This window comes from Mycobacterium cookii, from assembly GCF_010727945.1.
In the GTDB taxonomy this organism is placed as follows: Bacteria; Actinomycetota; Actinomycetes; order Mycobacteriales; family Mycobacteriaceae; genus Mycobacterium; species Mycobacterium cookii.
This window is the reverse complement of sequence record NZ_AP022569.1, coordinates 2,481,144-2,504,244: the sequence shown is the minus strand read 5'-3', so window position 1 is coordinate 2,504,244 and position 23,101 is coordinate 2,481,144. Positions and strand designations below refer to the sequence as shown.

At 66.8% G+C, this 23,101-nt stretch carries 25 protein-coding genes and 1 tRNA gene; 11 read left to right on the top strand and 15 right to left on the bottom strand.

All coding sequences use genetic code 11. The annotated features are described in order from the left end of the window. The first annotated feature begins 24 nt into the window (after positions 1–24). On the top strand, positions 25–576 hold the full coding sequence (locus tag G6N27_RS11680) for a TetR/AcrR family transcriptional regulator (RefSeq protein WP_163776473.1): 552 nt from the start codon (positions 25–27) through the stop codon (positions 574–576). Here G6N27_RS11680 and G6N27_RS11675 read toward each other — a convergent pair. After that, positions 573–2,042 (bottom strand): carboxyl transferase domain-containing protein, encoded by a 1,470-nt coding sequence (locus tag G6N27_RS11675; protein WP_163776472.1) that lies wholly within the window; start codon positions 2,040–2,042, stop codon positions 573–575. The two genes, G6N27_RS11680 and G6N27_RS11675, sit on opposite strands and share 4 nt — an antisense overlap. After that, positions 2,039–3,616, bottom strand: coding sequence for an arylsulfatase (locus G6N27_RS11670; protein ID WP_163776471.1), 1,578 nt, complete (start codon positions 3,614–3,616; stop codon positions 2,039–2,041). Before G6N27_RS11670 ends, G6N27_RS11675 begins: the two co-directional genes overlap by 4 nt. A gap of 91 nt (positions 3,617–3,707) precedes the next feature. Between G6N27_RS11670 and G6N27_RS11665 the strand changes: the two genes are divergently transcribed. Genes G6N27_RS11665 through G6N27_RS11645 form a run of 5 tightly spaced genes read left to right on the top strand, consistent with a single transcriptional unit; the run spans position 3,708 to position 6,675 of the window. Next, positions 3,708–4,439, top strand: coding sequence for an enoyl-CoA hydratase (locus G6N27_RS11665; RefSeq protein ID WP_163776470.1), 732 nt, complete (start codon positions 3,708–3,710; stop codon positions 4,437–4,439). Between the two features lie 4 nt (positions 4,440–4,443). Next, complete coding sequence (locus tag G6N27_RS11660; RefSeq protein ID WP_163776469.1) at positions 4,444–5,568, top strand: MBL fold metallo-hydrolase; 1,125 nt, start codon at positions 4,444–4,446, stop codon at positions 5,566–5,568. Between the two features lie 39 nt (positions 5,569–5,607). Continuing rightward, positions 5,608–5,790, top strand: a complete 183-nt coding sequence (locus G6N27_RS11655; protein WP_163776468.1) for an antitoxin — start codon at positions 5,608–5,610, stop codon at positions 5,788–5,790. A gap of 9 nt (positions 5,791–5,799) precedes the next feature. Continuing rightward, entirely contained in the window at positions 5,800–6,237 is a 438-nt protein-coding gene (locus G6N27_RS11650) for a type II toxin-antitoxin system Rv0910 family toxin (RefSeq protein ID WP_163776467.1), read from the top strand. Positions 6,238–6,252: 15 nt separating this feature from the next. Beyond that, positions 6,253–6,675, top strand: coding sequence for a hypothetical protein (locus G6N27_RS11645; RefSeq protein ID WP_163776466.1), 423 nt, complete (start codon positions 6,253–6,255; stop codon positions 6,673–6,675). Here the strand turns inward: G6N27_RS11645 and G6N27_RS11640 are convergent. The 5 genes from G6N27_RS11640 to G6N27_RS11620 form a co-directional block, all read right to left on the bottom strand. Continuing rightward, positions 6,672–7,610, bottom strand: a complete 939-nt coding sequence (locus tag G6N27_RS11640) for a winged helix-turn-helix transcriptional regulator (RefSeq protein WP_232064969.1) — start codon at positions 7,608–7,610, stop codon at positions 6,672–6,674. The genes G6N27_RS11645 and G6N27_RS11640 overlap by 4 nt on opposite strands. Continuing rightward, entirely contained in the window at positions 7,607–9,121 is a 1,515-nt protein-coding gene (locus G6N27_RS11635; RefSeq protein ID WP_163776465.1) for a carotenoid oxygenase family protein, read from the bottom strand. Before G6N27_RS11635 ends, G6N27_RS11640 begins: the two co-directional genes overlap by 4 nt. Then, positions 9,121–10,335 carry an acetyl-CoA acetyltransferase gene (locus G6N27_RS11630; protein ID WP_163776464.1) on the bottom strand — a complete coding sequence of 405 codons (1,215 nt, stop codon included), beginning with the start codon at positions 10,333–10,335 and terminating at the stop codon, positions 9,121–9,123. Before G6N27_RS11630 ends, G6N27_RS11635 begins: the two co-directional genes overlap by 1 nt. A gap of 180 nt (positions 10,336–10,515) precedes the next feature. Further along, positions 10,516–11,352: a sulfurtransferase gene (locus G6N27_RS11625; RefSeq protein WP_163776463.1), complete on the bottom strand. Its 837-nt coding sequence runs from the start codon at positions 11,350–11,352 to the stop codon at positions 10,516–10,518. Continuing rightward, on the bottom strand, positions 11,349–11,690 hold the full coding sequence (locus G6N27_RS11620; RefSeq protein WP_163776462.1) for a hypothetical protein: 342 nt from the start codon (positions 11,688–11,690) through the stop codon (positions 11,349–11,351). Before G6N27_RS11620 ends, G6N27_RS11625 begins: the two co-directional genes overlap by 4 nt. Before the next feature lie 49 nt (positions 11,691–11,739). Here G6N27_RS11620 and G6N27_RS11615 point away from each other — a divergent pair, with 49 nt between their 5' ends. Together G6N27_RS11615 and fadD32 are read left to right on the top strand one after the other, a co-directional pair. Further along, the gene (locus G6N27_RS11615; protein WP_163776461.1) at positions 11,740–12,675 is read left to right on the top strand and encodes an NAD(P)H-dependent flavin oxidoreductase; all 936 of its coding nucleotides are present in this window, start codon (positions 11,740–11,742) and stop codon (positions 12,673–12,675) included. 132 nt (positions 12,676–12,807) lie between these two features. Continuing rightward, a complete protein-coding gene (gene fadD32, locus G6N27_RS11610; protein WP_163776460.1) occupies positions 12,808–14,664 on the top strand; it encodes a long-chain-fatty-acid--AMP ligase FadD32 in 1,857 nt (618 codons plus the stop codon). Positions 14,665–14,700: 36 nt separating this feature from the next. Here fadD32 and G6N27_RS11605 read toward each other — a convergent pair whose 3' ends face one another. The 5 genes from G6N27_RS11605 to G6N27_RS11585 all read right to left on the bottom strand — a co-directional run bounded on the left by G6N27_RS11605 (position 14,701) and on the right by G6N27_RS11585 (position 17,680). Then, complete coding sequence (locus tag G6N27_RS11605) at positions 14,701–15,063, bottom strand: hypothetical protein (protein WP_163776459.1); 363 nt, start codon at positions 15,061–15,063, stop codon at positions 14,701–14,703. A 110-nt stretch (positions 15,064–15,173) separates the two neighbouring features. After that, positions 15,174–15,246, bottom strand: a tRNA-Arg gene (locus tag G6N27_RS11600). Between the two features lie 51 nt (positions 15,247–15,297). After that, the gene (locus tag G6N27_RS25275; protein WP_232064967.1) at positions 15,298–15,798 is read right to left on the bottom strand and encodes a DUF4139 domain-containing protein; all 501 of its coding nucleotides are present in this window, start codon (positions 15,796–15,798) and stop codon (positions 15,298–15,300) included. Between the two features lie 25 nt (positions 15,799–15,823). Continuing rightward, complete coding sequence (locus G6N27_RS11590) at positions 15,824–16,642, bottom strand: LLM class F420-dependent oxidoreductase (RefSeq protein ID WP_163776458.1); 819 nt, start codon at positions 16,640–16,642, stop codon at positions 15,824–15,826. A gap of 21 nt (positions 16,643–16,663) precedes the next feature. Further along, a complete protein-coding gene (locus tag G6N27_RS11585) occupies positions 16,664–17,680 on the bottom strand; it encodes a poly-gamma-glutamate hydrolase family protein (protein WP_163781683.1) in 1,017 nt (338 codons plus the stop codon). A 191-nt stretch (positions 17,681–17,871) separates the two neighbouring features. Here G6N27_RS11585 and G6N27_RS11580 point away from each other — a divergent pair, with 191 nt between their 5' ends. Next, positions 17,872–18,042, top strand: a complete 171-nt coding sequence (locus tag G6N27_RS11580) for a hypothetical protein (protein WP_163776457.1) — start codon at positions 17,872–17,874, stop codon at positions 18,040–18,042. Between the two features lie 28 nt (positions 18,043–18,070). Here G6N27_RS11580 and G6N27_RS11575 read toward each other — a convergent pair whose 3' ends face one another. From G6N27_RS11575 to G6N27_RS11565, 3 genes are read right to left on the bottom strand one after another with little or no spacing between them, the layout of a single operon-like run. Continuing rightward, positions 18,071–19,306, bottom strand: a complete 1,236-nt coding sequence (locus tag G6N27_RS11575) for an Nramp family divalent metal transporter (protein ID WP_163776456.1) — start codon at positions 19,304–19,306, stop codon at positions 18,071–18,073. Positions 19,307–19,355: 49 nt separating this feature from the next. Next, positions 19,356–20,432: an NAD(P)H-dependent amine dehydrogenase family protein gene (locus G6N27_RS11570; RefSeq protein ID WP_163776455.1), complete on the bottom strand. Its 1,077-nt coding sequence runs from the start codon at positions 20,430–20,432 to the stop codon at positions 19,356–19,358. Then, positions 20,429–21,220: an SDR family oxidoreductase gene (locus G6N27_RS11565; protein ID WP_163776454.1), complete on the bottom strand. Its 792-nt coding sequence runs from the start codon at positions 21,218–21,220 to the stop codon at positions 20,429–20,431. Before G6N27_RS11565 ends, G6N27_RS11570 begins: the two co-directional genes overlap by 4 nt. A gap of 115 nt (positions 21,221–21,335) precedes the next feature. On the opposite strand from G6N27_RS11565, the gene G6N27_RS11560 reads away from it, so the two are divergent. Together G6N27_RS11560 and G6N27_RS11555 are read left to right on the top strand one after the other, a co-directional pair. Beyond that, entirely contained in the window at positions 21,336–22,781 is a 1,446-nt protein-coding gene (locus G6N27_RS11560) for an HNH endonuclease signature motif containing protein (protein ID WP_163781681.1), read from the top strand. 25 nt (positions 22,782–22,806) lie between these two features. Then, the gene (locus tag G6N27_RS11555) at positions 22,807–23,094 is read left to right on the top strand and encodes a CDGP domain-containing protein (RefSeq protein WP_163776453.1); all 288 of its coding nucleotides are present in this window, start codon (positions 22,807–22,809) and stop codon (positions 23,092–23,094) included. The last annotated feature ends 7 nt before the right edge of the window (positions 23,095–23,101 follow it).

The window sequence follows — 23,101 nt, the reverse complement described above, 5'->3', positions numbered from 1 at the left end:
ACCCGTTGGCCTACAATTGTTGGCATGCGGAAATCGTCGGACGACACCAAGGCCGCCATCCTCGCGGCGGCCAGGGAGCGATTCGGCAAGGCAGGTTTTCAGGCCGCCACAATTCGCGCGATCGCCGCCGATGCCGGCATCGACCCTTCGATGGTGATGCGGTACTTCGGCAACAAGGACAAGCTGTTCGCCGCCGCGGCGGAGTTCGATCTGCGGCTTCCGGACCTGGCCGCGATCGACCGCACCGCGGTGGGCTGCGCGCTGATCAGCCATTTCCTGCAACGCTGGGAGGGTGACGAGGCGCTGGTGATCCTGTTGCGCTCCAGTGCCACCAACGGTGACGCCGCACTGCGCATGCAGCACATCTTCACGACGCAACTGCAACCGCTGGTCGCGACCCTGGTTCCGGCCGACGAAGTCCGGTGGCGGTCCGGGCTGATCGCCACCCAGATCCTGGGCGTGGCGTGGTGCCGCTTCGTCTTGAAGTTGCCGCCGGTAGTCGACATGACCCAAGCCGACATCATCGACTTGGTCGGGCCGACGATCCAGCGTTACCTCGGGCTGCCGGACCGCTAGCGCAGTCCGATGTTGCGGTAACGCCGTAGCCGGGTCGCCATCCGGTCGGGCATCGCACGCAGCGCGTGGAGTTCGGCCGCGATCGCCGCGGACAGTCGTTCGGAGAACTCGACCGGCTCGTCGGCGGCATCCGGGTGCTCGGGCACGACGGCGTCGACGATGCCGGACGCCAACAGGTCGGCCGATCGGACGCCCTGGTCGGCGGACAGCTCGGCAGCGTGGGCGGTGTCGCGAAAAACGATCGCGCTGGCGCCCTCGGGTGGCAGCGGCGCCAGCCAACCGTGCAGCGCCGACAGCACCCGGTCGGCGGGCACCATCGCCAGCGCGGGGCCGCCGCTGCCCTGGCCGAGCAACACCGACACGGTCGGGGTGTCCAGGGTGACCAGCTCGGCCAGGCAGTGGGCGATCTGACCGGCCAGCCCGTCCTGCTCGGCTTCGACCGACAGCGCCGGGCCGGCGGTGTCGATGACCAGCACCAGCGGTAACCGCAGACCGGCGGCCAACGACATACCGCGACGCGCTTCGCGCAGGGCGGCCGGCCCGACCAGTCCGCCGATGACACGCTGCTGGCCGAGCAACACCGCGGGTTGACCGGCGAACCGGGCCAGCGCCAGCAGCATGGTCGCGGCTTCGCCCTGCCCGGTGCCCGACAGCAACACCTGGTCGGTGCAGCCGTGTCGCAGTAGGTGCCGGACGCCGGGCCGATCAGGTCGCCGCGAGGCCAGCACCGAGTCCCAGGCCGGGATGTCGGGCAGCGGCTCAGTCCCGGCCGGCGGTTCCGGGGCCGGGCCCGGGTCGTCCGCGACGACGGTCAGGGCCCGGTCCAGGATGCCGCGCAGTTCGTCGAGCGGTACGACGGCGTCGACCACACCGTGCCGCTGCAGATTCTCGGCGGTTTGGACGTCGGGGGGAAACGGTTCGCCGTAGAGCTGCTCGTATACCCGTGGCCCCAGAAAACCGATCAGGGCGCCGGGCTGCGCGAACGTGACGTGGCCCAGTGAGCCCCACGACGCGAACACCCCGCCGGTGGTCGGATGACGCAAGTAGACCAGATACGGCAGGTGCGCCTGTTTGTGCAGGTTGACCGCGGCGGCGATCTTGACCATCTGCAAAAACGCGACGGTGCCCTCCTGCATCCGGGTGCCGCCCGAACACGGCGAGGCCAGCAACGGCAGCCGCTCGGCGGTAGCGCGTTCGATGGCCACGGTGATCCGCTCGGCGGCGGCGACCCCGATCGAGCCGGCGAGGAAGTCGAACTCGCAGACCACCACGGCCACCCGGCGGCCGAACACCTGGCCCTCGCCGGTCAGCACCGATTCGTCGCGTCCGCTGGCGGCGTGTGCCTCGGCCAGTTCGCGGGTGTAGCTCTCGCCGGCAGAGACGGCGATGGGCGTGCTGTCCCAGCTGACGAACGATCCCTCGTCGAGTACCGCGTCGCGCAGTTCGTCGGTCCCGATCCGGCTCACGAGGCCGGTGTCGGATCCAGGATGACGCCGGTGTCCTCGACGTAGCGGTCCCACAGCGTCAGCAGCTCGGCCAGCTTCTCGGGGTGCGTCGCGGCCAGGTCGTTGATCTCGCCGGGGTCGGCGGACAGATCGTAGAGCTGCCAGTCACCCGGTCCGTACGGCTCGGGCAGGTGCAGAGCTTTCCAGTCGCCTTGCCGAATTGCCTTGCGGCCGAACAACTCCCATCCGGTGTCGGCCGTGTCGGCGTGCACCGATCCGGCGCCGGACAGATACGGCAACAGCGACCGACCGCGCATGGGCGCAATTTCGCGCCCCCGGTATTCGGTGCCCGGGTGCTCTACGCCGGCCAGCTCGAGCACGGTCGGCGCGATGTCCATCACCGTGCTGAACGCGGTGCCGATCTGCTGCTGGCGGTCGAAGCCCGGCCACGTGACGAACCCGACCACGCGGATGCCGCCCTCGGCGGTGAACGCCTTGTGCAGTCGCGACGGCGCCGTGGCGGCCTGCGCCCAGCGCGGGCCGTACCAGATGAACGAATTGGACGCTCCGGCGTTGTCGAGGCTGTTGTCCCAGTTCTTCTCGATCTCGGCGGCGATCGCGCCGCCGAGGATCGGCAACGACTCGAGGATCGCGCCCTCGGCGCCGTTGTCGGACAGGAAGACGACGACGGTGTTGTCCAGCTCGCCGGTCTCGGTGAGGTAGTCGATCACCCGGCCGATGTTGTGATCCATCCGGTCCACCATGGCCGCGTAGACCTCCATGGCCCGGGCGGACGCGGCTCGCTGCTCGGCGGTCATGTCGGCCCATTCCGGCTCCCCGTCGGCGACCACGGGGTGGGCGACGACGTCGGGTGGGCACAGCCCGAGCTTCTTGAGCGCGGCCAGTCGCTGTTCGCGCAGCGCGTCGGGGCCGTCGTCGTAGCGGCCGCGGTATTTCGCGATGGTGTCGGTCGGTGCCTGCAGCGGCCAGTGCGGCGCCTGGAACGGCAGATACGCGAAGAACGGCTGTTCGGGGTCGGTGCGCTCGCGGAAATACCGCAGCAGCGTGTCGGCGTAGAAGTCCGACGAGTAGAAGTCGTCTGGAACGGTGACGAACTGGTCGTTCTCGGTGTAGCGCGACATCATCGGGATGAAGTCGCCCGGAACGTTGCTGTAATGGCTTGCGCCACCGGGCAATAGCGCGAACGACCGATCGAATCCACGGGACCACGGCGAGGTGTCGATGGTGTTGCCGAGATGCCACTTGCCCGCCATCAAGGTCAGGTATCCGGCGTCCCGCAGCAGTTCGGGCAGGGCGACCACCCGGTCGTTGAGATGTCCCTCGTAGCCGGGCTGTCCGCGGAACTGCGGGGCGACCTCGAGCATGGTGCCGATGCCCGCGATGTGGTGGTCGGTGCCGGTCAGCAGCATCGACCGCGTCGGTGAACAGGCGGGTGCCGAGTGAAAGTCGGTGAACCGGAGTCCGGCGTTGGCCAGCCGGTCCAGGTTGGGGGTCTCGATTTCGCCGCCGAATGCGCCGATGTCGGAGAAGCCGAGGTCGTCTGCCACGATCACCAGGAAGTTAGGCCTTGTCACGGTGAAGCATCCTGTCAGGTGTTTCGGCCGATGGGAACGCTCCGCCTACCGCCGAGTAGATGCCGTCTGAAACGTCACTAGGCTATGTCCCATGATCGGTCTGACCCGTGTCGAAGACGTCTTGACCATTGAGTTGCAACGTCCCGAACGACGCAACGCGCTCAACTCCCAGTTGGTTGAGGAGTTGCGCGAGTCGGTGGAGAAGGCGGCAGGCGAGGATGTCCGGGTCGTCGTGCTGACCGGTCAGGGCACCGTGTTCTGCGCCGGCGCCGACCTCAGCGGTGACGCGTTCGCCGCCGACTATCCCGACCGGCTGATCGAACTACACAAGGCGTTGGACGCGGCGCCGATTCCGGTGGTCGGCGCGATCAACGGGCCCGCGATCGGCGCGGGCCTGCAACTGGCGATGCAGTGCGACCTGCGGGTGGTGTCACCGGAGGCGTTCTTCCAGTTCCCGACATCGAAATACGGCCTGGCGCTGGATAACTGGAGCATCCATCGGCTGTCCTCGCTGGTCGGACACGGCCGCGCGCGGGCGATGCTGCTGACAGCGGAGAAACTGACCGCCGAGACGGCGTTGCAGACCGGGATGGCCAACCGGATCGGCACTCTGGCCGACGCGCAGGCCTGGGCCGCCGAGATCGCCGGCCTGGCCCCGTTGGCACTGCAGCACGCCAAGCGGGTGCTCAACGACGACGGCTCGATCGAAGAGCCCTCGCCGGTGCAGAAGGAGTTGTTCGACAAGGCGTGGGGCAGTCAGGACGTCATCGAGGCGCAGGTCGCACGAGTGGAGAAGCGGCCGCCGAAATTCCAGGGGGCCTGATCGGATGTTGCGGGGGGCGTTGCGATTCGCGGTGGGCACGGTCTCACTCGCGACGGGCGGATGGGTGTTGCGAGCGCTGCACGGCGCGCCGGCCGCGCTGGGAGCCCAACCGTCGGACATCCGCGCGGTCGCCGATCGCTCACCGAACTTCCGCGACGGGGTGTTCGTCAACCTGGAGCCGGCCTCGTTCAACATCGACGCCGAAGAGCAGCGAAACATCCTGTGGGAGTTGATCAGTAGCCGGAATCAAGCGCGGCCCACGGCGGAGATCCCGCTGGACACCCCCGAGCCGCGGGCCTTCGAAGCTCCCGCCGGCCAGATCGCGGTCAGCTGGTTCGGTCACTCCACCGCGTTGCTGGAGATCGACGGCTACCGCGTCCTGACCGACCCGGTGTGGAGCCAACGCTGTTCACCGTCGGACGTCATCGGACCGGGACGCATGCATCCGCCGCCGGTGTCGCTGGAGGCACTGCCCGCCCTGGACGCGATCGTGATCAGCCACGACCACTACGACCACCTCGACATCGACACGATCGTCGCACTCGCCCGCAGCCAGTGGGCGCCGTTCGTCGTTCCGCTGGGTGTCGGTGCGCACCTTCGTAATTGGGGCATCCCGGATGAGCGCATCATCGAACTCGACTGGAACGAGCAGACCAAAGTCGACGAGCTCACCCTGGTCTGTACCCCGGCGCGGCACTTCTCCGGCCGTTTCCTGAACCGCAACGGCACCCTGTGGGCGTCATGGGCGATCATCGGCCCCGCGCACCGGGCGTACTTCGGCGGCGACACCGGCTACACCAAGAGCTTCGCCGATATCGGCACCGACCACGGACCGTTCGACGTGACCCTGATGCCGGTGGGCGCGTACAACAAGATCTGGCCGGACATCCACATGAACCCCGAGGATGCGGTGCAGGCGCACCTCGACGTCAACGGTGGACTGCTGGTGCCGATCCACTGGTGCACCTTCCGGCTGGCGCCGCACCCGTGGGCCGAACCGATCGAGCGGTTGCTCGCCGCGGCCGAGGCCGCCGCCGTCAAGGTTGCCGTCCCTAAGCCGGGCGAGCGGGTGGACCCCACGGCGGCGACCGAATCGGAGCAGTGGTGGCGGCTCACCGATCAGCCGTGATACCCCTAATCACAAGTTCCAATGGATAAAGGACGCGACATGGGATTTCTGGACAAGGCCAAGGACCTGTTGGCGCAGAACGCCGACACGGTCGGCTCCGCGATCGACAAGGCCGGTGAGTTCGTCGACTCCAAAACCGACGGCAAGTTCAAGGACACCGTGAACCAGGTGCAGGAGGCGGCGAAGAACGCCTTGAAAGACGGCACCAAGGACGAGCAGTAGAAGTCACCCATGGCGAAACTCTCCGGATCCATCGATGTACCGCTGCCACCCGAAAAGGCTTGGGCCAACGCGTCTGATCTGTCCCGCTACAAGGAATGGCTGACGATCCACCGGGTGTGGCGCAGCACGCTGCCCGAGCAGTTGGAGAAGGGCACGGTCATCGAGTCGATTCTCGAAGTCAAGGGCATGGCCAACCGGATCAAATGGACCATCGTGCACTACAAACCGCCGGAGTCGATGACGCTCAACGGCGTCGGCGTCGGCGGTGTCAAAGTCAAGTTGTTGGCCAAGGTCAAACCCAACGCCGGGGATTCGGTTGTCAGTTTCGACGTGCACCTGGGCGGCCCGGCGCTGTTCGGGCCGATCGGCATGATCGTCGCCGCGGCACTGCGCAGCGACATCGACGAATCGCTCAACAGGTTCGTCACGGTGTTCGCACCCGCCTGACGCTACTGTCGCGGTATGTCCCGCCTGCGCCCCGGATGGCTGGTTGCGCTGTTCGCCGCGATGGTCTCGATCAGCGCATGGCTGCCGTGGTTGACGACCCGCGCCAACGGCGGCGGTTGGGCCAACGCGATCGGCGGCAGCATCGGCAGCCTGCACCTGCCACACGGGTTCGGGCCGGGCCAGCTGATCGTGTTGCTGTCCTCAGCGTTGCTGGTGGCCGGAGCGATGGTGGGCAGAGGCCTGTCGGTGAAGCCGGCATCGTTTGTCGCACTGGCGGTTTCGCTGGTCGTCGTCGCGCTCACGGTGCGGTACTACGCGGTCAACGTCAAGCCGCCGGTTTCGGCTGCCTACGGTTTGTACGTGGGCGGTGTCGCGGCGGCCGCTGCGACGCTGTGCTCGATGTGGGCGTTGGTGTCGTCGTTCCGCGGTCACCGCTAGCCGACGCTGACCTGGTCACCCGTCAGGGGCAGCGCGCATTGATCGCAGGTCAACAGCCCGAGGAGCGGCTTGCCGCAACAGATGTGGGTGATCAGTACCGCCGGGCCTTCCGGTGCGTGGAACCATCGCTGGCCACACTGCAGCGCGGTGACGATGACGGGGAAGAACGCGCGGCCCTTTTCGGTGAGCTGGTAGCAGGTGCGCGCCGGGCCGGTTTGGCGCGACACGCACAGCACACCGTTGGCGCAGAACGTCTGCAACCTGCTTGCCAGTAGCGACGGCGGCGCCCCGAGCTGAGCCTGAAAATCGGTGAAGCGACTGGTACCCAGGAATGCGCATACCAATAGCGCTGCTGCCCAACGATTTCCGAACACGCTCATGGTCTCCGGAAACAGACCGGCCTGGCCGCGGCTGGTGTCGCCCGTCGATCGGCGACGAGTCACCGCCTCGGGCACCGAGCGTGGCCACGAACCACTCGGGCCCCATTGCGCGGTTACCTCTTTCTCGGTCACCACCTCGCCGCACGATTGGCAGCTCAGCGTGGGCGCGAAATCGCTGTCGCAGGCCGTGTGCCGCATACCCGGAAGGCGGTCGGCCTGCTCAGGCACCCATCGTCGTTCCCATTCCCAGATCGACAGCAGCACCGGCCACAACGCCCGCCCGCGTTCGGTAATCAGATATTCGGCGCGCACCGGCCGGGACCGGTACACCGTGCGATCGAGCAGGCCGTTCTCCGTCAGCGCCCGCAACCGGTTGGTCAGCACCGAATTCGAGATGGGCAGGCGCTCCATGAACTCGCCGTAGCGGGTCGCCCCCAACAGGGCCTGCTGGATGATCAGCAGCGTCCACTCGTCGCCGAGCAGACCCAGGATCCGGCCGACGGCGTTGATGCCGCCGGGTGTCAGCGCGGTCGGCTCGGCCGCGTCGGACGTCACAGCCCGATGGCGCCGGCGGCTGAGTCGGCGTCCCGCCAGCGGCGCAATTGCGACCCCGACGCCCAGGTGGCGTGGGTGCCGCTGGAAATCCGTTCGGGCAGCGCCAGTTTGCAGAGCGGACCGTCGCCGACGCGGGCCGCATCGAAGATCAGGCAGTACGAGGCGTCGGCGTTCATGTCGGTGGTCAGCGTGATCAGGTAGCCGTCGTCCTCACCCGTGGCTCCCGGTCGCGGAGCCATCGCTGCCTCACTGCCGTAGACGCCGTCGCTGAACCGGAAGTGCTCCTCACCTCCGGTGCGCAGATCATGCTTGACCAGGCCGTCGAACAGGAACCAGCCCGGCTTGCCGGTGGCGGCGTACGCGTAGCGGTAGTCACCGGACGTGTAATCGGGGTTCATCACCCCGAACTCGGTGATGGACTCCGACAACTGCTCTTCATGCACGGCGCCGGTGACCAGGTTGAACCGCCAGCGGTGCAGCCGGGCCTGTAGACGGTCCAGCGCCAGGAAGCGAAAGAGCTTGTCCCACTTGTTTCCACCGGTGTCCAGGGGCTGGGGCGCTCCTTCGAAGAACCCGTCGAGCACGATCTCGTCGCCGTCCTCGTAGGCGTTGACGAAATGCAGCACGAATGTCGGGTCGGCCTCGAACCAGCGGATCCGGTCGCTTCCGCCGCGGCGCGGCAACACCGCGAAGCGGGACGGCATGTCGGGATAGAACCGCGGTAAGTGCACGTCGTGTTCGAGCAGCTGCGGATCCCAGAACAGCGGGAAATCGTTGAGTATGACGTAGTTTTCGGTGAACGCCATGTCGTGCGGCAGCCGTGGTCCGGGTAGCGGAACATCGACGTAGTGCGCCAACTCGTTGCGCTCGTCGACGACGCCGTAGTGCATGTATGGGGCCTGCTTGCTGTAGTTGAAGAACAACAGCTCGCCGGTCTTGCCGTCGACTTTCGGATGCGCTGAGACTCCCCAGTCGCTGGGGAAGTATCCGTTCCAAGTTTCCTTGCCCAGCGTGTTCCCCGACAACGGGTCGACGCGGTAGAGATCGCCGCACTGGTAGAAGCTGGTAAGCGCGACTCCGCGGTGGACGATGACGTCGGTGCTCGACGCGTCCTTCATCCGGGTGCGCGCCCCCCAGCCGTCGTCGCGTTTGGCGAGTTGCACTGGCTCGGCCAACCCGGGCCACAGCGGCCCGCCGGCCTCGTTCTCCGCCGCAAACCCGTCTGTGCGGATAAACCGGTTGCGGTAGAACGCTTTTCCGTCGCGAAACCCGACAACGTGCACCATGCCGTCGCCGTCGAACGGATGATACGTCTTCAGTGACGGATGCAGCGGGTTCTCGGTGTTACGCAGGTAGACGCCGTCGAGATCATCCGGAATCCGGCCTTCCACGGCCGTCAGGTCGTCGGCGTCCCACTCGCTGGTCTGCGGCCGCCACGGACCGGTGCGGTACGGGTGATCGTCGTCTTCGGGCAGGGTCGACAGGAACTTGCCGACGACTTCGATATCCATCAGTGCACCTCGCTGACGACGAAGCTGACCGTGGTGGCGGTGCTGCCACCGAAGTTCAGCGTGCCAAAGGTTTTCGCGTTCTCGACCTGGTAGTCGCCGGCCGTGCCGCTGACTTGCTTCGCCGCGTCGAGAAGCATCCGCACACCCGACGCACCGACTGGGTGGCCCCCGCCGATCAGCCCGCCACTCGGGTTGATCGGCAGTCGTCCGCCGTTCTCGATCTCGCCGTGCTCGATGGCCTTCCACGATTCGCCGGGCCCGGTCAGGCCGATGTGGTCGATGGCCAAATACTCACTGGGACTGAAGCAATCGTGTACCTCGAAGCCGTGGACGTCGTCGAGCGTCACCTGTGCTCTTCGCAGTGCGTCGAGCACCGCACTGCGGACATGCGGCAGCACGTACGGGTCGTCGGCGGCGCGGTCGAGCTTTTGCTGCAGGCCCAGTCCAACGGTGCAATGACCCCAGCCGGTGATCCGGGCGATCGGTCGCGCGTCGGGATGCTCGCGCAGGTAGTTATCGTTGACCAGGACGACTCCCGCTCCGCCGTCGGTCATCTGGCTACAGTCGAACCGCCGCAGCCGGCCTTCGATGAGCGGGTTGCTGACGTCGTCGTCGCTGATCGGTTGAGGCACAGACCATTCGCGGGTCTGGGCGTTGGGGTTGCGCCGCGCGTTGGCGAAGTTGAGTTGCGCGATCGCCCGCAGATGGCTGTCGTCCAAGCCGTAGCGGCGGTCGTATTCGTCGGCGACCTTCGCGAACATCGAGGGCCACAGGAATTTGGCGTCGGCGCCCTCGTGGCCCGTCCATGCCGCGGCGCCAAGATGCCGGGCCGCGGTATCGCCAGGCACGGTCTTCTCCAGTTCGACCCCGAGCACCAACGCTGTGTCGTAGTTGCCGGACCGCAGGTCGGCCATGGCGGACAGCGCCGCCACGCTTCCGGACGCGCAGGCGGCTTCGTGGCGGGACGCCGGCGTATCCCACAGCCCGTCGCAGACGGTGGCCGGCATCGCGCCGAGGTGGCCTTGTTCGGCGAACATCTCACCGAACGCGTTGGCGACGTGGACCACCCCGATATCGGAGGCGTCGACTTTCGCCGCGGCGAGGGTGGCGTCGACGACTTCGCGGGTGAGGTCCGCGAAATCGAGGCCTTCTCTGGTGAGGTTTCGGGCGAAGTCGCTCTGATATCCGGCGAGGATCCAGACATCCGTATTCATAGCCACACGTTAGTTCAGTTAGAAGAGTGACACACATGGAGTGGCGTTTTTAGGACGGCCCCGCCGGCTCTCGGCTGAACCGACAGGACCTCGGCGCACGCATAGGTCGACCTAAGCGCTTGCCTCTGCACGCGCATTGCCCTCGATGGCAGATGACAAACCTTTGTCGGGAAATCCGGACTAATCGTTTCCGCGCGCGACAGCCCGCGCGGGGTCGGAACTCCATTGCGACCAGGAGCCGGGGAAGAGCGCTGCTTGGTAACCGAGCGTGGCGAGCGCCGCGACCGTGATGCTGGCTGTCACGCCGGAACCGCAGTACGCGCCGAGTCGGCCGTCGTGGTCGGGCACCAGTCGCGCGAGCGCGTCGTCGGCCAGGAACGTCCCGTCGTCGGCGAGCACGCGGCCGCTCGGCAGGTTCTTCGCACCGGGGATGTGCCCGGCGACCGGATCGATCGGCTCGACGTCGCCGCGGAAGCGTTCCGGGGCGCGGGCGTCGAGCAGCGCGACGTCACCGACCTCCTCCGCAGTCAGCGTCGGCAGCGCGCCGGCGTACAGGTCGTCGTGCAGCACGGTCGCATCGCCGGGGGTGGGCGTCACCGGGCCGGAGTCCACCCCGCCGCCGGCAGACCGCCACGCGGACAGGCCACCGTCCAGAATGCGGACGTCGCTGATCCCGGCTGCGGTCAAGACCCACCAGGCCCGCGCCGAGCCCGCGCGGTTCCAGTCGTCGTAGACGACGGTCGGCACGCCCTGCCGGACGCCCCAACGGCGCGCGGCGGTTTCGAGATTTCCGCCCGACGGCAGCGGATGGCGGCCGCGGGCCGTGACGGAGTTATCGCTGAGCTCGTCTTCGAGCGAGACATACACCGCGCCGGGCAAGTGGCCCTCCAGATAGGTTGCCCGGCCGTCGGGCTCATCGAGCCGCCAGCGCACATCGAGGATCGTCACCGGATCGCCGGCCGCGACCAGGCGGGACAACTCCGCGGCGGTGATGAGCACCTGACCGCGAAAGGTCAAGGCTTGAAACCCAAATCGTGCAAGGCATCGACGCAGCCGGCCAGCCAGTCGTTCATGTTCGCGGGCGCAGGGCCGCCGCCGACTTCCACCTGGCAGGCGAGTCCGGCGTCGTAGCCATGCTTCATCTCGTCCGCGAGGTACGCATGATTTTGCGGGTTCGAGAAATAGTCGTGCTCGGCCTTATAGCCGTCCTGATACGACGGGCCATGGGCCGCTTGGCTACTCGAGCCGTGCGTACAGGGTCCGGGCTGGCACTGCGGATCCGCGCCGGCCGGGGCGGGCGCAATCACGGCGGCGGTGGCGGTGGCTGCCACCAGAAGGATCAAACGGTCGAGCATGTGGCGCATCATCCCATGCTCCGACGGTGGCCTGGCAGAGAATCAGGGCGTGACCAACCGCATTCAAGCACTCCTGGGCGTCCAGTACCCCGTAGTTCAGGCGCCGATGACCTATATCGCCAGGGCTGAATTGGCCGCCGCAGTCTCCGAGGGCGGCGGCCTGGGCATGATCGAGACCCTGACGCCCGAGGGTCGCGCCGACCTGCGCCGGGTCCGTGAACTCACGGCCCGCCCGGTCGCGGCCAACCTGATGATTCAGGGCTGGAAACGTGATCCGTCGATCGTCGACGAGTTGGCCGCCGCCGAGGTTCGCCACGTGTTCACCTCCGCCGGTGACCCGGCACTGTTCACGAAACGGCTGCACGACGCCGGGATGACCGTCGTGCACGTAATCGGATCGCTGAAGGGCGCGATGAAAGCCGTGGACGCGGGCGTCGACGCGCTGGTGGTCGAGGGAGTGGAAGGCGGCGGGTTCAAATCCGCCCTCGGTGCATCCACGCTGGTGCTGCTTCCGCTGGTGGCCGATCGTGTCGACCTTCCGATCATCGCGGCGGGCGGGATCTGCGACGCCCGCTCCGCGGCGGCCGCCGTGGTGCTGGGCGCCGAGGGTGTGCAGATGGGCACCCGAATGCTGGCCAGCCATGAGGCCGCCGTCCATCACAACTTCAAGGACGCCATCATGGCCGCCGGCGATGACGGCACCGTCATGCTGGATCTTCCCGGCAACCCGACGATGCGGGTGCTGCGAACCGGTCTCGCGGCCCGCGTCGCAGCGGCCGACTCCGAAGTACAGCTGCTCGGCCGGATCACCGACCTGTACTTCGACGGTGACATGGAAGCCAGCGTCGCCAATACCGGTCAGGTGTCCTCCCGCATCGTCGATCTGCAACCGGCGTCGCGGATCGTCGAACAAACCTGGGCCGAGATCGAGACCGCTTTGACCGAAAGCCGATCTCGGCTCGGCCGACGCGGCGCAGCACAATGAGGCCCACGCGGCTGGCGTACGCTGCCGGTGGTCAATCGAATTCGCTCAGTCGTCGGTGTGGTCTGTGAGCTTTGGGTTGTCGGCGCGTAAAGATCGGCTTTATCAGCTCCACACCGAGACAGAAGAGTTGCCATGCCCGTCCCCAGCCCGTTCATCGACCAGAAGACTGGGCGGATCTCTTTTCCCGACAACAGCAGCCTTGTCCGTCATGTCGAGCGGTGGGCCAAGATGCGCGGGGATCGGTTGGCCTACCGCTACCTCGATTTCTCGACCGAGCGCGACGGCGTCTACAAGGACCTGGCCTGGTCGCGGTTCAGTGCGCGCAACCGCGCCGTCGGTGCGCGACTGCAGCAGGTCACCAAACCGGGCGACCGCGTCGCAATCCTCGCTCCACAGGGCCTGGACTACATGGTGGCGTTCTACGGCGCGCTGTACGCCGGGGCTATTGCGGTGCCGTTGTTCGACCCCGCAGAACCAGGGCACACCGGCCGGCTGCACTCGGTGCTGGGCGACTGCGCGCCGTCCGTCATCCTGACCACCGCCGACTCCGCGGACGGGGTCCGCAAATTCTTTCGCCAAGACCGCCCGGCCAACGAGCGGCCCCGTGTCATTGCCGTCGACGCCATTCCCGATGAGGTCGCCGAAACCTGGGAGCCGATAGTGGCGGACCCGGACGACATCGCCTACCTGCAGTACACCTCCGGATCCACCCGCGCCCCGGCCGGAGTGAAGATCACCCACCGGGCGGTGGCCACCAACCTGGCGCAGCTCATCACCTCGCTACAGGTCGAAGAGGGCCAACGCGGCGTCATGTGGCTGCCGCTGTTTCACGACATGGGCCTGGTCACCGCCATGGTTCCGTCGGTCGTCGGACACTGCATCACGATCATGAGCCCGACCGCCTTTGTGCGCCGCCCCAGCCGATGGATACGGGAGTTGGCGGTTCAGCCCGACGACGACGGCCCGACCTTCTCGGCGGCGCCGAACTTCGCCTTCGAGCACGCCGCGTTACGGGGCCTGCCGAAAGACGGTGAGCCAGAACTCGATTTGAGCAACGTGTTCGCCTTGCTCAACGGCAGTGAGCCGGTTTCCACCGCGTCGATGCGCAAGTTCAATGAGGCGTTCGCCCCGTACGGCCTTCCGGCGACTGCCATCAAGCCGTCCTACGGCATGGCGGAGGCGACGCTGTTCGTCTCCACCACCGACATGAAGCGCACGGCCACCACGATTTACGTGGACCGCGACGAGCTGGGCCGCGGGCGGTTCCAGATCGTCGCCGACGCCGCGCCCACGGCTGTGGCGCAGGTGTCGAGCGGAGTCGTCGCGATCGACCAGTGGGCCGCCATCGTCGATTCCGCCACCGCTGCAGAGCAACCCGACGGCCACGTCGGCGAGATCTGGCTCCACGGCAACAACATCGGCGCGGGCTATTGGGGCCGCGACCGCGACTCCGAAGAGACCTTCGGCAACACCCTCACGTCACGCGCGACACCGTCGCACACCGAGGGTGTGCCAGACGACGGCCGATGGATGCGTACCGGCGATTACGGCGCCTACTTCGGCGGCGAGTTGTACGTCACCGGCCGGGTCAAGGACATGGTGATCATCGACGGCCGCAATCACTATCCACAAGACCTCGAGTACACAGCGCAGGAAGCCAGTAGTGCACTGCGTGCCGGCTATGTGGCTGCCTTCTCCGTGCCGGCCAATCAGCTGCCGTCGCAGGTGTTCGACGTCGACCCGGAGGACTCGTCGGAGCAACTCGTGATCGTCGGCGAGCGCACCCCCGGCGCGCACAAGTCCGACATCGGTTCGATCGTCGACGACATTCGCGCCGCGATCGCGGTGCGTCACGGCGTGACCGCGCGTGACGTCATCCTGGTGCCGGCCGGCGCGATCCCGCGGACCTCCAGCGGCAAAGTCGGCCACGCCGCGTGCCGGGCTGCCTACCTCGACGGCAGCCTGCGCGGCGGCTACGTCACGACGTGAGTGCCCCGGCTCGGCCAACGGTCGGCGGGCTGCGCCTCAGCCGACATCTGAATAAGTGATCGGGGGGTCCCACTCTTCGGGACGGCCCGATGCGGGCGGGGCGGATGTCCGCGACCTGTCCTGCAGTATCGGATCGGTGTCTGCCGTCGCAATGGCCGCGGTCAGCGCCTCAACTACCTGACAAGCCTCAGCTGTCGTGATCGGGTCACCAGGGATGTCAACAGCAATCCGCCTTTGGATGCGCCCGTCAAGGTCTTGCTTGCCGATGACAGCGACGGTGATGGGGTAAGACCGTCCGTTGTGGGTCGTGTGCTCGACTGTCCAGCGCTGCCCGTCGAAAAGTCGTCGGCCGTCTTCCCAGGGCCCGATCCATGTTGCGTCTTTAGGTTTGCGGGTCAAGCTGGGCTCCTCTGTAGACCCCCCTGGCGCGAAACAATACGCTACGCAGCGTAACTATTTTCTTGGGTTCACCGGTCTAGGAATCCTTAACCGAAAAATGGCCTCTGACGTGCCCCCGGCAGGATTCGAACCTGCGACACCGGCTTTAGGAGAGCCGTGCTCTATCCCCTGAGCTACGAGGGCTGAAAACATCGTTAAACCTAGCCGCTCGGCCGCGTTGAGCGAGTGCGGGTCTCAGATCCAGACGAAGATTCGCGGATTGCCGGGGCCGTCGGGTGCGGGCTCCCGCGGGAACGACACCGGCGCCTCGATGCCGGCGAGTTTCACGTTGACCGCTGTCGCATCGGCGGCGATGGCGACAATCTTGCCAATGTCGTAGCTGCGCTCGTCGTCCCATTTGATCGTGGCGCTGCGCCCGAGGTGATGCACGGACAGGTCTTCGGGCGCGACCTCCGTCGACTCCGGCGGCGCGGCGCCGTCCAATTCCTCTTCGGCCGGCGCGGGCCCGGCGTCGTCGGCCCAGGCCATTTCGTCGCCGAAATACTCGCCGTCGTCGCCGGCTTGCTTGAGCCGCCCCAGCGCTGGTTTCGGCGGCTGCTCGTCCGGGGTCTCGTCATCGATCCACAACCGCCAGCCCGGGGGTGGCGGCGGCCAGGCCGGATCCGGCGACCAGTCCGGGTGCGGCACCCATCCTTTTGGCGGCTTCGGCCAGTTGGGGGGCGGGTTGTAGCGCATCAAACCACCATACGGAATGCGGCGCTCAACGCAGTTCTGCGATCACTTTCGCGATCGTGTCGACATGGTTTTCCTGGAAGGTGAACGACGTCAGCCCGTAGGTGTCCCGGTAGCCGCTCAGTGTGTCGGCGATGTCGCGCGGCGATCCGCTGAGCACGGTGGGCAGCGCGAGCAACTCTTCGTCGGAGAGCTTGACGAACCTGCGGGCGAGTCTGAGATCGGGCTTGCCGGAGCTGTCCGAGGGCACCGCGTTGATCCCCAGGTTCAGTTCCAGACTGTCGAACCGGTCGCCGGCGGCGTTGCGAACGAAGTCGATGCGCTCGGCCAGCGGGTCGGCCACCTCAGCGTTGCCGGCACCCGTCAACCCGATGATGTCGGCGTGCTGCGCGGCGATCGTCAGCAGTCGATTTCCGTTGCCCGCGATCAGGATCGGAACATTCGGCAGGTGCTTCTTGAGGTAGGTGGTCATGTGCTCGAGGTAGTCGACGCGCTGCCGCGCGGTCGGGTAGGGCAGCTCGGCGGCCTCGAACTCCTCACGCACATAGCCCGCGCCGAGGCCGAGGTCGAGACGGCCGTCGCTGAGCTTGTCGAGTTCGCCGGCATCGCGCGCCAGCAACGCGGGCTTGTAGAACCCGGCGTTGAGGACATAGGTCCCCAGTCGCACCGTGGACGTCGCCGCCCCGATCGCCGTCAGCACCGGAAACGGTGCCGGCGCGCCGAGGTGGTCCGGCAGATGCAGAACGTCGAAACCGATGTCCTCCAACCGTTTTGCCTTGTCGCGCAGTTCCGCACTCGACTTGGCGGAGTGGATACCCACCGCGAAGCGAAAACCTTGTGTGGCCACCGGCCACCTCCGATCGTGTCGTTAGGGGGACTGCAATTTCCAGGTGCGGGCGGCGTCCGCAAGACCCTGCACCAGAGCCGAGGTGATTGGCGACAACCCGTCGTCGCCGGGGAGGGGACTGCGTGGGCTGATGCCGCGAACGCGGGTGGGCAACTCCAATTGCGTTCCACCGCAGCGGGTCTGGTTGACCGGGTTCTGCGGATGCAGTCCGCGCAGCTCGACGGGAATCTCGTCGAGGTCGGTGACGACGCGGTATCCCGGCAGGTCGAGGTGATCGGCCAGGTGGGCGGCCAGCGTGCGGTTTCCGCCCCCGGCCAGCAGCTGGGTGGCGCGCCCGATCCGCCCGTAGCCGTGCAGCGACACCGCGACGTCGACGTGGCCGAGGAACTCGTCCAGCCGTGCCGACTCAGTGCGGCGGAACTGCGCCGACGACAGGTGGTGCGGATAGCGGTCGGGGTGCCGGATCGAATACACCGACGCGCCGGCTTTGTCGGCGGCCCGTTCGGCGATCACGTCGGTCATTTCTTCCAGGCCCCCGCCGTGGATCGCCAGAAAACCGAACCGCGACCGCAGCAGGCTGGTCTCGACCACCCCGCTGTCGGACAGCAGCTCGGAAAGTGATTGCGGCGCAGGCGTCGTGGGACGCGAGCGGGGCCGGGGCCAGCGGGCCGGATCCCAGCGGCGCAGGAAATCGATCCAGCGCTGCGGCAAACCATGATGCTGGGCGCCGTCGATGATGCGCTCCAGGTAGCCGGGCCGCGGCGGGCCGGGATTGACCCGGTGGTCGATATAGACCCAGGCGTCCCAGGGCCCGCCTTCGGTTTGCACGGTCAGCCGGTTGCGGCGGTAACGCTCCGGCACGCCCTCGGCGCTGTCCAGGGTGGCCAGATCGTGGTCGGAGATCTGCCAGACGACGCCGTGCACCTGCGTTCCGTCGAACGGCTCGACGGTGGCCACGCCGCGCTGGTTGATCAGCCAATCATGGTCGGCGAGGACTGCCCGTCGCGGATCGGAAGCATCGGGACAGCGTGCCGCCATCTGCCGCACGCACAGGTTGGACCCATACGCGAAATAGGAATGACGGCGCCGGTGCGTCACGCGTTCGATGTTAGCCGAGCGAAATATCCGGGTCGGTGTGCGACGACGGCGATCTGAGCCCGCAGTGACCGCGAGGTTAAATCCGTGCGTCGCCGTGCCGGCACCGCCGGGATCGGTGGCAGGATTGATCGATGATCGACGCGGGCTACGACGACACGCGAGATCGCGACACCATCGAGCGTGAGTTGCGACTGCTGGTCAGTGTCCGCAATGCCTATCGCGAACGCGGCGGGGCGATGCCGTCGATAAGCCAGATGGATGCGCTGCTCGACGAACTCCTCGAGCTGGATCGGCCGCGATAACCGCAGCGGGACAACGGGACTCGCGGTTCTACGTCGAACCCCTGCCGGTGAGCGTGAGGCTGATCAGCGCCACGTTGAGCAGGCTGATCAGCACGCCGATCAACCAGCCGACGCCGGTCGTGACGCGGTGATTGGTGTCGACCCCCATCAGCGCTCGATCACTGGTCAGGCGTACCAGCGGCAGCAACGCGAACGGGATGCCGAACGACAACGCGACTTGCGACAGCACTAACGTGCGCGTCGGATTAAATCCCAGAGCCAGAATCACCAGCGCGGGCGCCAGCGTCACCAGCCGTCGCACCACCATCGGTATCGACCGGTAGATCAATCCCTGCATGATCATCGCGCCGGCGTAGGCGCCGACAGAAGACGACGCCAGCCCCGACGCCAACAGTCCGACGGCGAAGAACACCGCGATCACCGGGCTCAGCGTGTCGTGCACGGCGTGGTAGGCGACCTCGATGGAACTGACGCCGCGTCCTTGCATATTCAGCGCTGCGACCAGCAGCATCGCCGCATTGACCCCACCCGCGACGACCATCGCCAGCACCACGTCCAGCCGGGTGATGCGCAGCAGCCGGTGTCGTTGCGGGCCGGGATCGGGATGGCCGTGGCGGTCCAGCGCCAACCCGGAATGCAGGTACACCGCGTGCGGCATGACCGTCGCGCCCAAAATGGCGGCCGCCAGCAGCACGCTCTCCTTTCCGTGGAACTGCGGAATCAGGCCGCCGACCACGTCCCCCGGCGGTGGTGTCGCCACGAAGAAGCTTGCGGTGAAACCGATCGCGATGACCAAGAGCAGTCCGGTGATGACACGCTCGAACAGTTGCTGGCCCCGTCGGTCCTGGATCTGCAGCAGCAACAGCGACACCGCGCCGGTGATCACGCCGCCGAGCAGCAGCGGCAGGTGGAACAGGATGTGCAGGGCTATGGCCCCGCCGATCACTTCGGCCACGTCGGTGGCCATCGCGACGATCTCGGCCTGCGCCCAGTAGACCAGCCGCGCGGGGCGACCGAGCTGCGCTCCGATTGCTTCCGGCAGCGTGCGTCCGGTCACCAGCCCGAGCTTGGCCGAGAGGTATTGCACCAGACCCGCCATTACGTTCGCGATGACGATGACCCACAACAGCGAGAAGCCGAATTGTGCTCCCGCGCTGACATTCGCGGCCACATTGCCCGGGTCGACATAGGCGATCGCGGCGACGAACGCGGGTCCGAGCAGATACCAGCCCGCCTTGACCGGGGCGCGGGTGTCCTGGGCCACCTAACTCACTTTCCGTGCACGAATAAGAAAGTTAGGTTAGCCGAAACCTTCACTCCACCGAATACAGCCCGCGGCCGGTGATCAGCGGGAGATCCAGCGTGGTTCGGATGCCGGCGGGAGCGGCTACCACCGCGGGGATCGCGTTGACCACGCGCATCGCCGTCGCCACCAGACCGGCGTGATTGTGGTCGCCGTTGGGGCTGCCCAGGCATACGTCGATGCCGTAGGACGGCTCGCCGGTGATCTCGATCCGGTAGGAGCCGCCGGGTTGTGCCGGCTGCGGCCAGTCCGGGCGGAGATCGGCTCGCAACCGGGTGACGTGCTCCAGGATGACGACGGGATCGCCGGCGACCAGACCGAGCACCTCGAACCGCAGGGCCGCGGCGCTGCCTTTCGGAATATGACCCGAGGCGATGTCGAAGTCCTCGGGCGCCGGTTCGCGCACGTACATCTCTTCGACCGTGTCGAGTTCGAGGCCGAGTCCGGCGGCGAGCTGACGCACCACCGACCCCCAGGCCAGGCTCAGCACGCCCGGTTGCAGCAGCATCGGGATCTCGTCGAGCGGCTTGCCGAACCCCATCACGTCGAACATGACGGTGGCGCTGTCGTAGGTGGCGTAATCGACGATCTCCATACAGCGGATCTGCTGGATGCTCTGGCAGGTACCGGCCAGAGCCAGCGGGATGAGATCGTTGGCGAACCCGGGGTCGATGCCGTTGACGAACAGGCTCGAATTACCTTCTCGGGCAGCATCTTCGATCGGTGTCAGCATGTTGTCGGGCAGCACGTTCCAGGGGTACTGCAAAAAGACGGCGCTACTGCCGACGACGTTGACGCCCGCGGCCAGGATCCGACGGTAATCCTCGAGCGCATCGGGCAGCCGGTTGTCGGCCATCGCGGTGTACACCGCGCACTGCGGACCGGTGGCCAGCACCGCGCCGAGATCGGTGGACGCCTTTATGCCCGTCGAGACGTCAAGGCCGGCAAGCTCTCCGGCGTCTTTGCCGACTTTGGCGTCCGACGACACCCACACCCCGGTCAGCTCGTAGTCCGGGTTGGTGATCAGTGCCCGCAGCGCATGGACACCGACATTGCCGGTGCCGATCTGGGCGACCCGGATGCTCACAGGTCCGGAATCGGTAGGTCGAGGTTGGGAAAGGTGATGCCGCCGTCGACTTCGATCACCTTGCCGGTCAGGTAGGCACCCGCGGGCGACGCCAAATACACGGCAGCAGCTGCGATTTCGTCAGGCTGACCGAGTCGGCGCATTGGTGTCACTTTCTCCATCGGCACGCGAAACTCGTCGTTCGAGGCGACGATGTCGAGTGCCGACGTGGCGATCGAGCCCGGCGCGATGGCGTTGACCCGAATCCGCGGGCACAGGTCCAGTGCAGCCAGTCGGGTGTAGTGCGCGAGCGCGGCCTTGGCGGTGCCGTAGGCGGCGAACCCGCGGCCGGCGACCCGTCCCATCGTCGAGGTGATGTTGATGATGTTGCCGCCGCCGGAGTGCTCCAGCATCAGCGGCACGGCGGCGGTGGTCAGCGCATGGGCGGTGGCGACGTTGAACGTGAACGCCGCTTTGAGGTCCTTGGTCGACGTGGTCAGCAGGGAGTTGGGCATGGTGCCGCCGACGTTGTTGACGACGATGTCCAGCCGCCCGAACGCCTCGACGGCCTGGCCGGCGAGCTCAGCCGTGGCCTCGGGCTGCGCCAGGTCGGCCATGACGATGTGGGCGCGACGTCCTGCGGCACGGACCTTTTCAGCAACGGCCTCTAGTTCGGATTGCGTGCGGGAGGCGATGACGACATCGGCGCCGACGTCCGCGAACGCCAGCGCGATGGCGGCGCCGAGACCACGCCCGCCTCCGGTGACGACGGCGACTTGGTCGTCGAGTCGGAATTTGTCCAGGATCACGGGCGTCACCGTAACAACTCGCAGACGGCCGGGGAACCCCATTTCTGAAACGCGTTCTAGTTTCGTGATCCGCGTCTGGAGTCGTGTTGTCGGGGTCGGCAGTATAATCGAATGTATGTTCGATTCAGTGGAGCAGCCGATGACGAGCGAGTCGGCTGCATTGCTCGAACAGGCCCGCGACGCAGCCCGAACGGAAGCGCAGGCCACGGCGCGGCGTCTCGTCGCGGTCGGCGACTTCATGCGGTTGCGCGAACGCCAGCATGGTGACCGGGAGGAGTGGGTCGCCGACCCGTGGGATGCGATTTCCGCCGAACTGGCAGCGGCGCTTCGGATCAGCCGCGCGCTGGCATCGAGCTACATGCGCGATGCCGAGATACTGCGGGATCGTCTACCCAAGGTCGGGGCGTGTCTGGCGGCCGGCGACATCAACTACGCGATGTTCAACGTGATCGCTCACCGCACCGCGCTGATCACCGACGAGAACGCGCTCGCGGCTGTCGACGCACAACTGGCGCTGCGGGCACCGCGCTGGCCTTCGCTGACTCGCGGCAGGCTGGCGATGCGGGTCGACGCCATCGTGCTGCGGGTCGATCGAGACGCGATTCGCCGCACCAACAAAGAAGTCAAAGACCGCTATCTCAATGTGTCAGTGTCGATGTCGGGCATCTCCGAGGTGTACGGCAACGTATTCGCCAGCACTGCCGTCGCATTGGACCGCCGACTGGACGAGTTGGCGGGCACGGTGTGCGAGGCCGATCCGCGAACGAAGACGCAGCGACGGGCAGACGCGCTGGCCGCCCTGGTCGCGGGTGACGCCCGGATGATGTGCACCTGTGGCGATTCGGCCTGCATCGAGACCCGCGGACGCATGCGCAATCGCAATGTGGTGATTCATATTGTTGCCGAGCAGGCCAGCGTCGACGGCACCGGAGCCACACCCGGATTCATGGCTGGCGCCGACGAGTTGATCCCGTCCGAAGTAGTCGCCGAATTGGCCAAATCGGCTACGCTGCAACCGTTGACGGTTCCAGTGGCGGCTGAGCCGCGGTACACGCCCTCAACCGCGTTGGCCGACTTTGTGCGGAGTCGCGACCTGACGTGCCGAGCTCCTGGTTGTGACCAGCCCGCGATGCACTGCGACATCGACCACACCGTTCCTCACGCTGACGGCGGCGCCACTCATCCGTCGAATCTCAAGTGCTTGTGTCGAAAACACCATCTGCTCAAGACTTTCTGGGGCTGGCGCGACAGGCAGCTGGCCGACGGCACAGTGATATGGACGCTGCCGTCGGGGCTGACCTATGTCACCAGTCCCGGCAGCGCCATCCTGTTCCCCGCGCTGACGGTGCCCACCGGGGAATCACGCTCGCCTTCGCCGACCGCCGATGACCGCTGTGGCGATCGGACCGCGATGATGCCGACCCGTCGACGCACGCGAGCGCAGCAGCGATCGCAGCGGATAACCGCCGAGCGCAACCTCAATCGCAACGACAGATTGGTCCGACTACGTGCCCACACCTATGCGCGCGCTGGGTCCGACGACGAACCGCCTCCGTTCTAGGCCTCAAAGGCAGTAGCGTCAAACCATGTCGCGCTGCATCGTCGGAGGGTTCGTCGCCATGCTGATCGCCGCGGAGTTGCTCGCCTCGGCGCCGCCGGCCAGCGCCGGCTGCCAATACGGGGGACCCGTCCTCAGTAAGTGCGATGGGCCTGTCCAACCCGACGGCACATGGCAACGCTGCGTGGCAGTTCCGCACCTGATCTACAGCGGCGCGAGTTCTTTCCTGGCGCCGGAGAAACACTGCGACGTGCTGGGTCCCGACCAGCACCCCGGCGATCCCGGTTTGGCCGAACCGCCGACCCACATCGACTGAGTCGAAA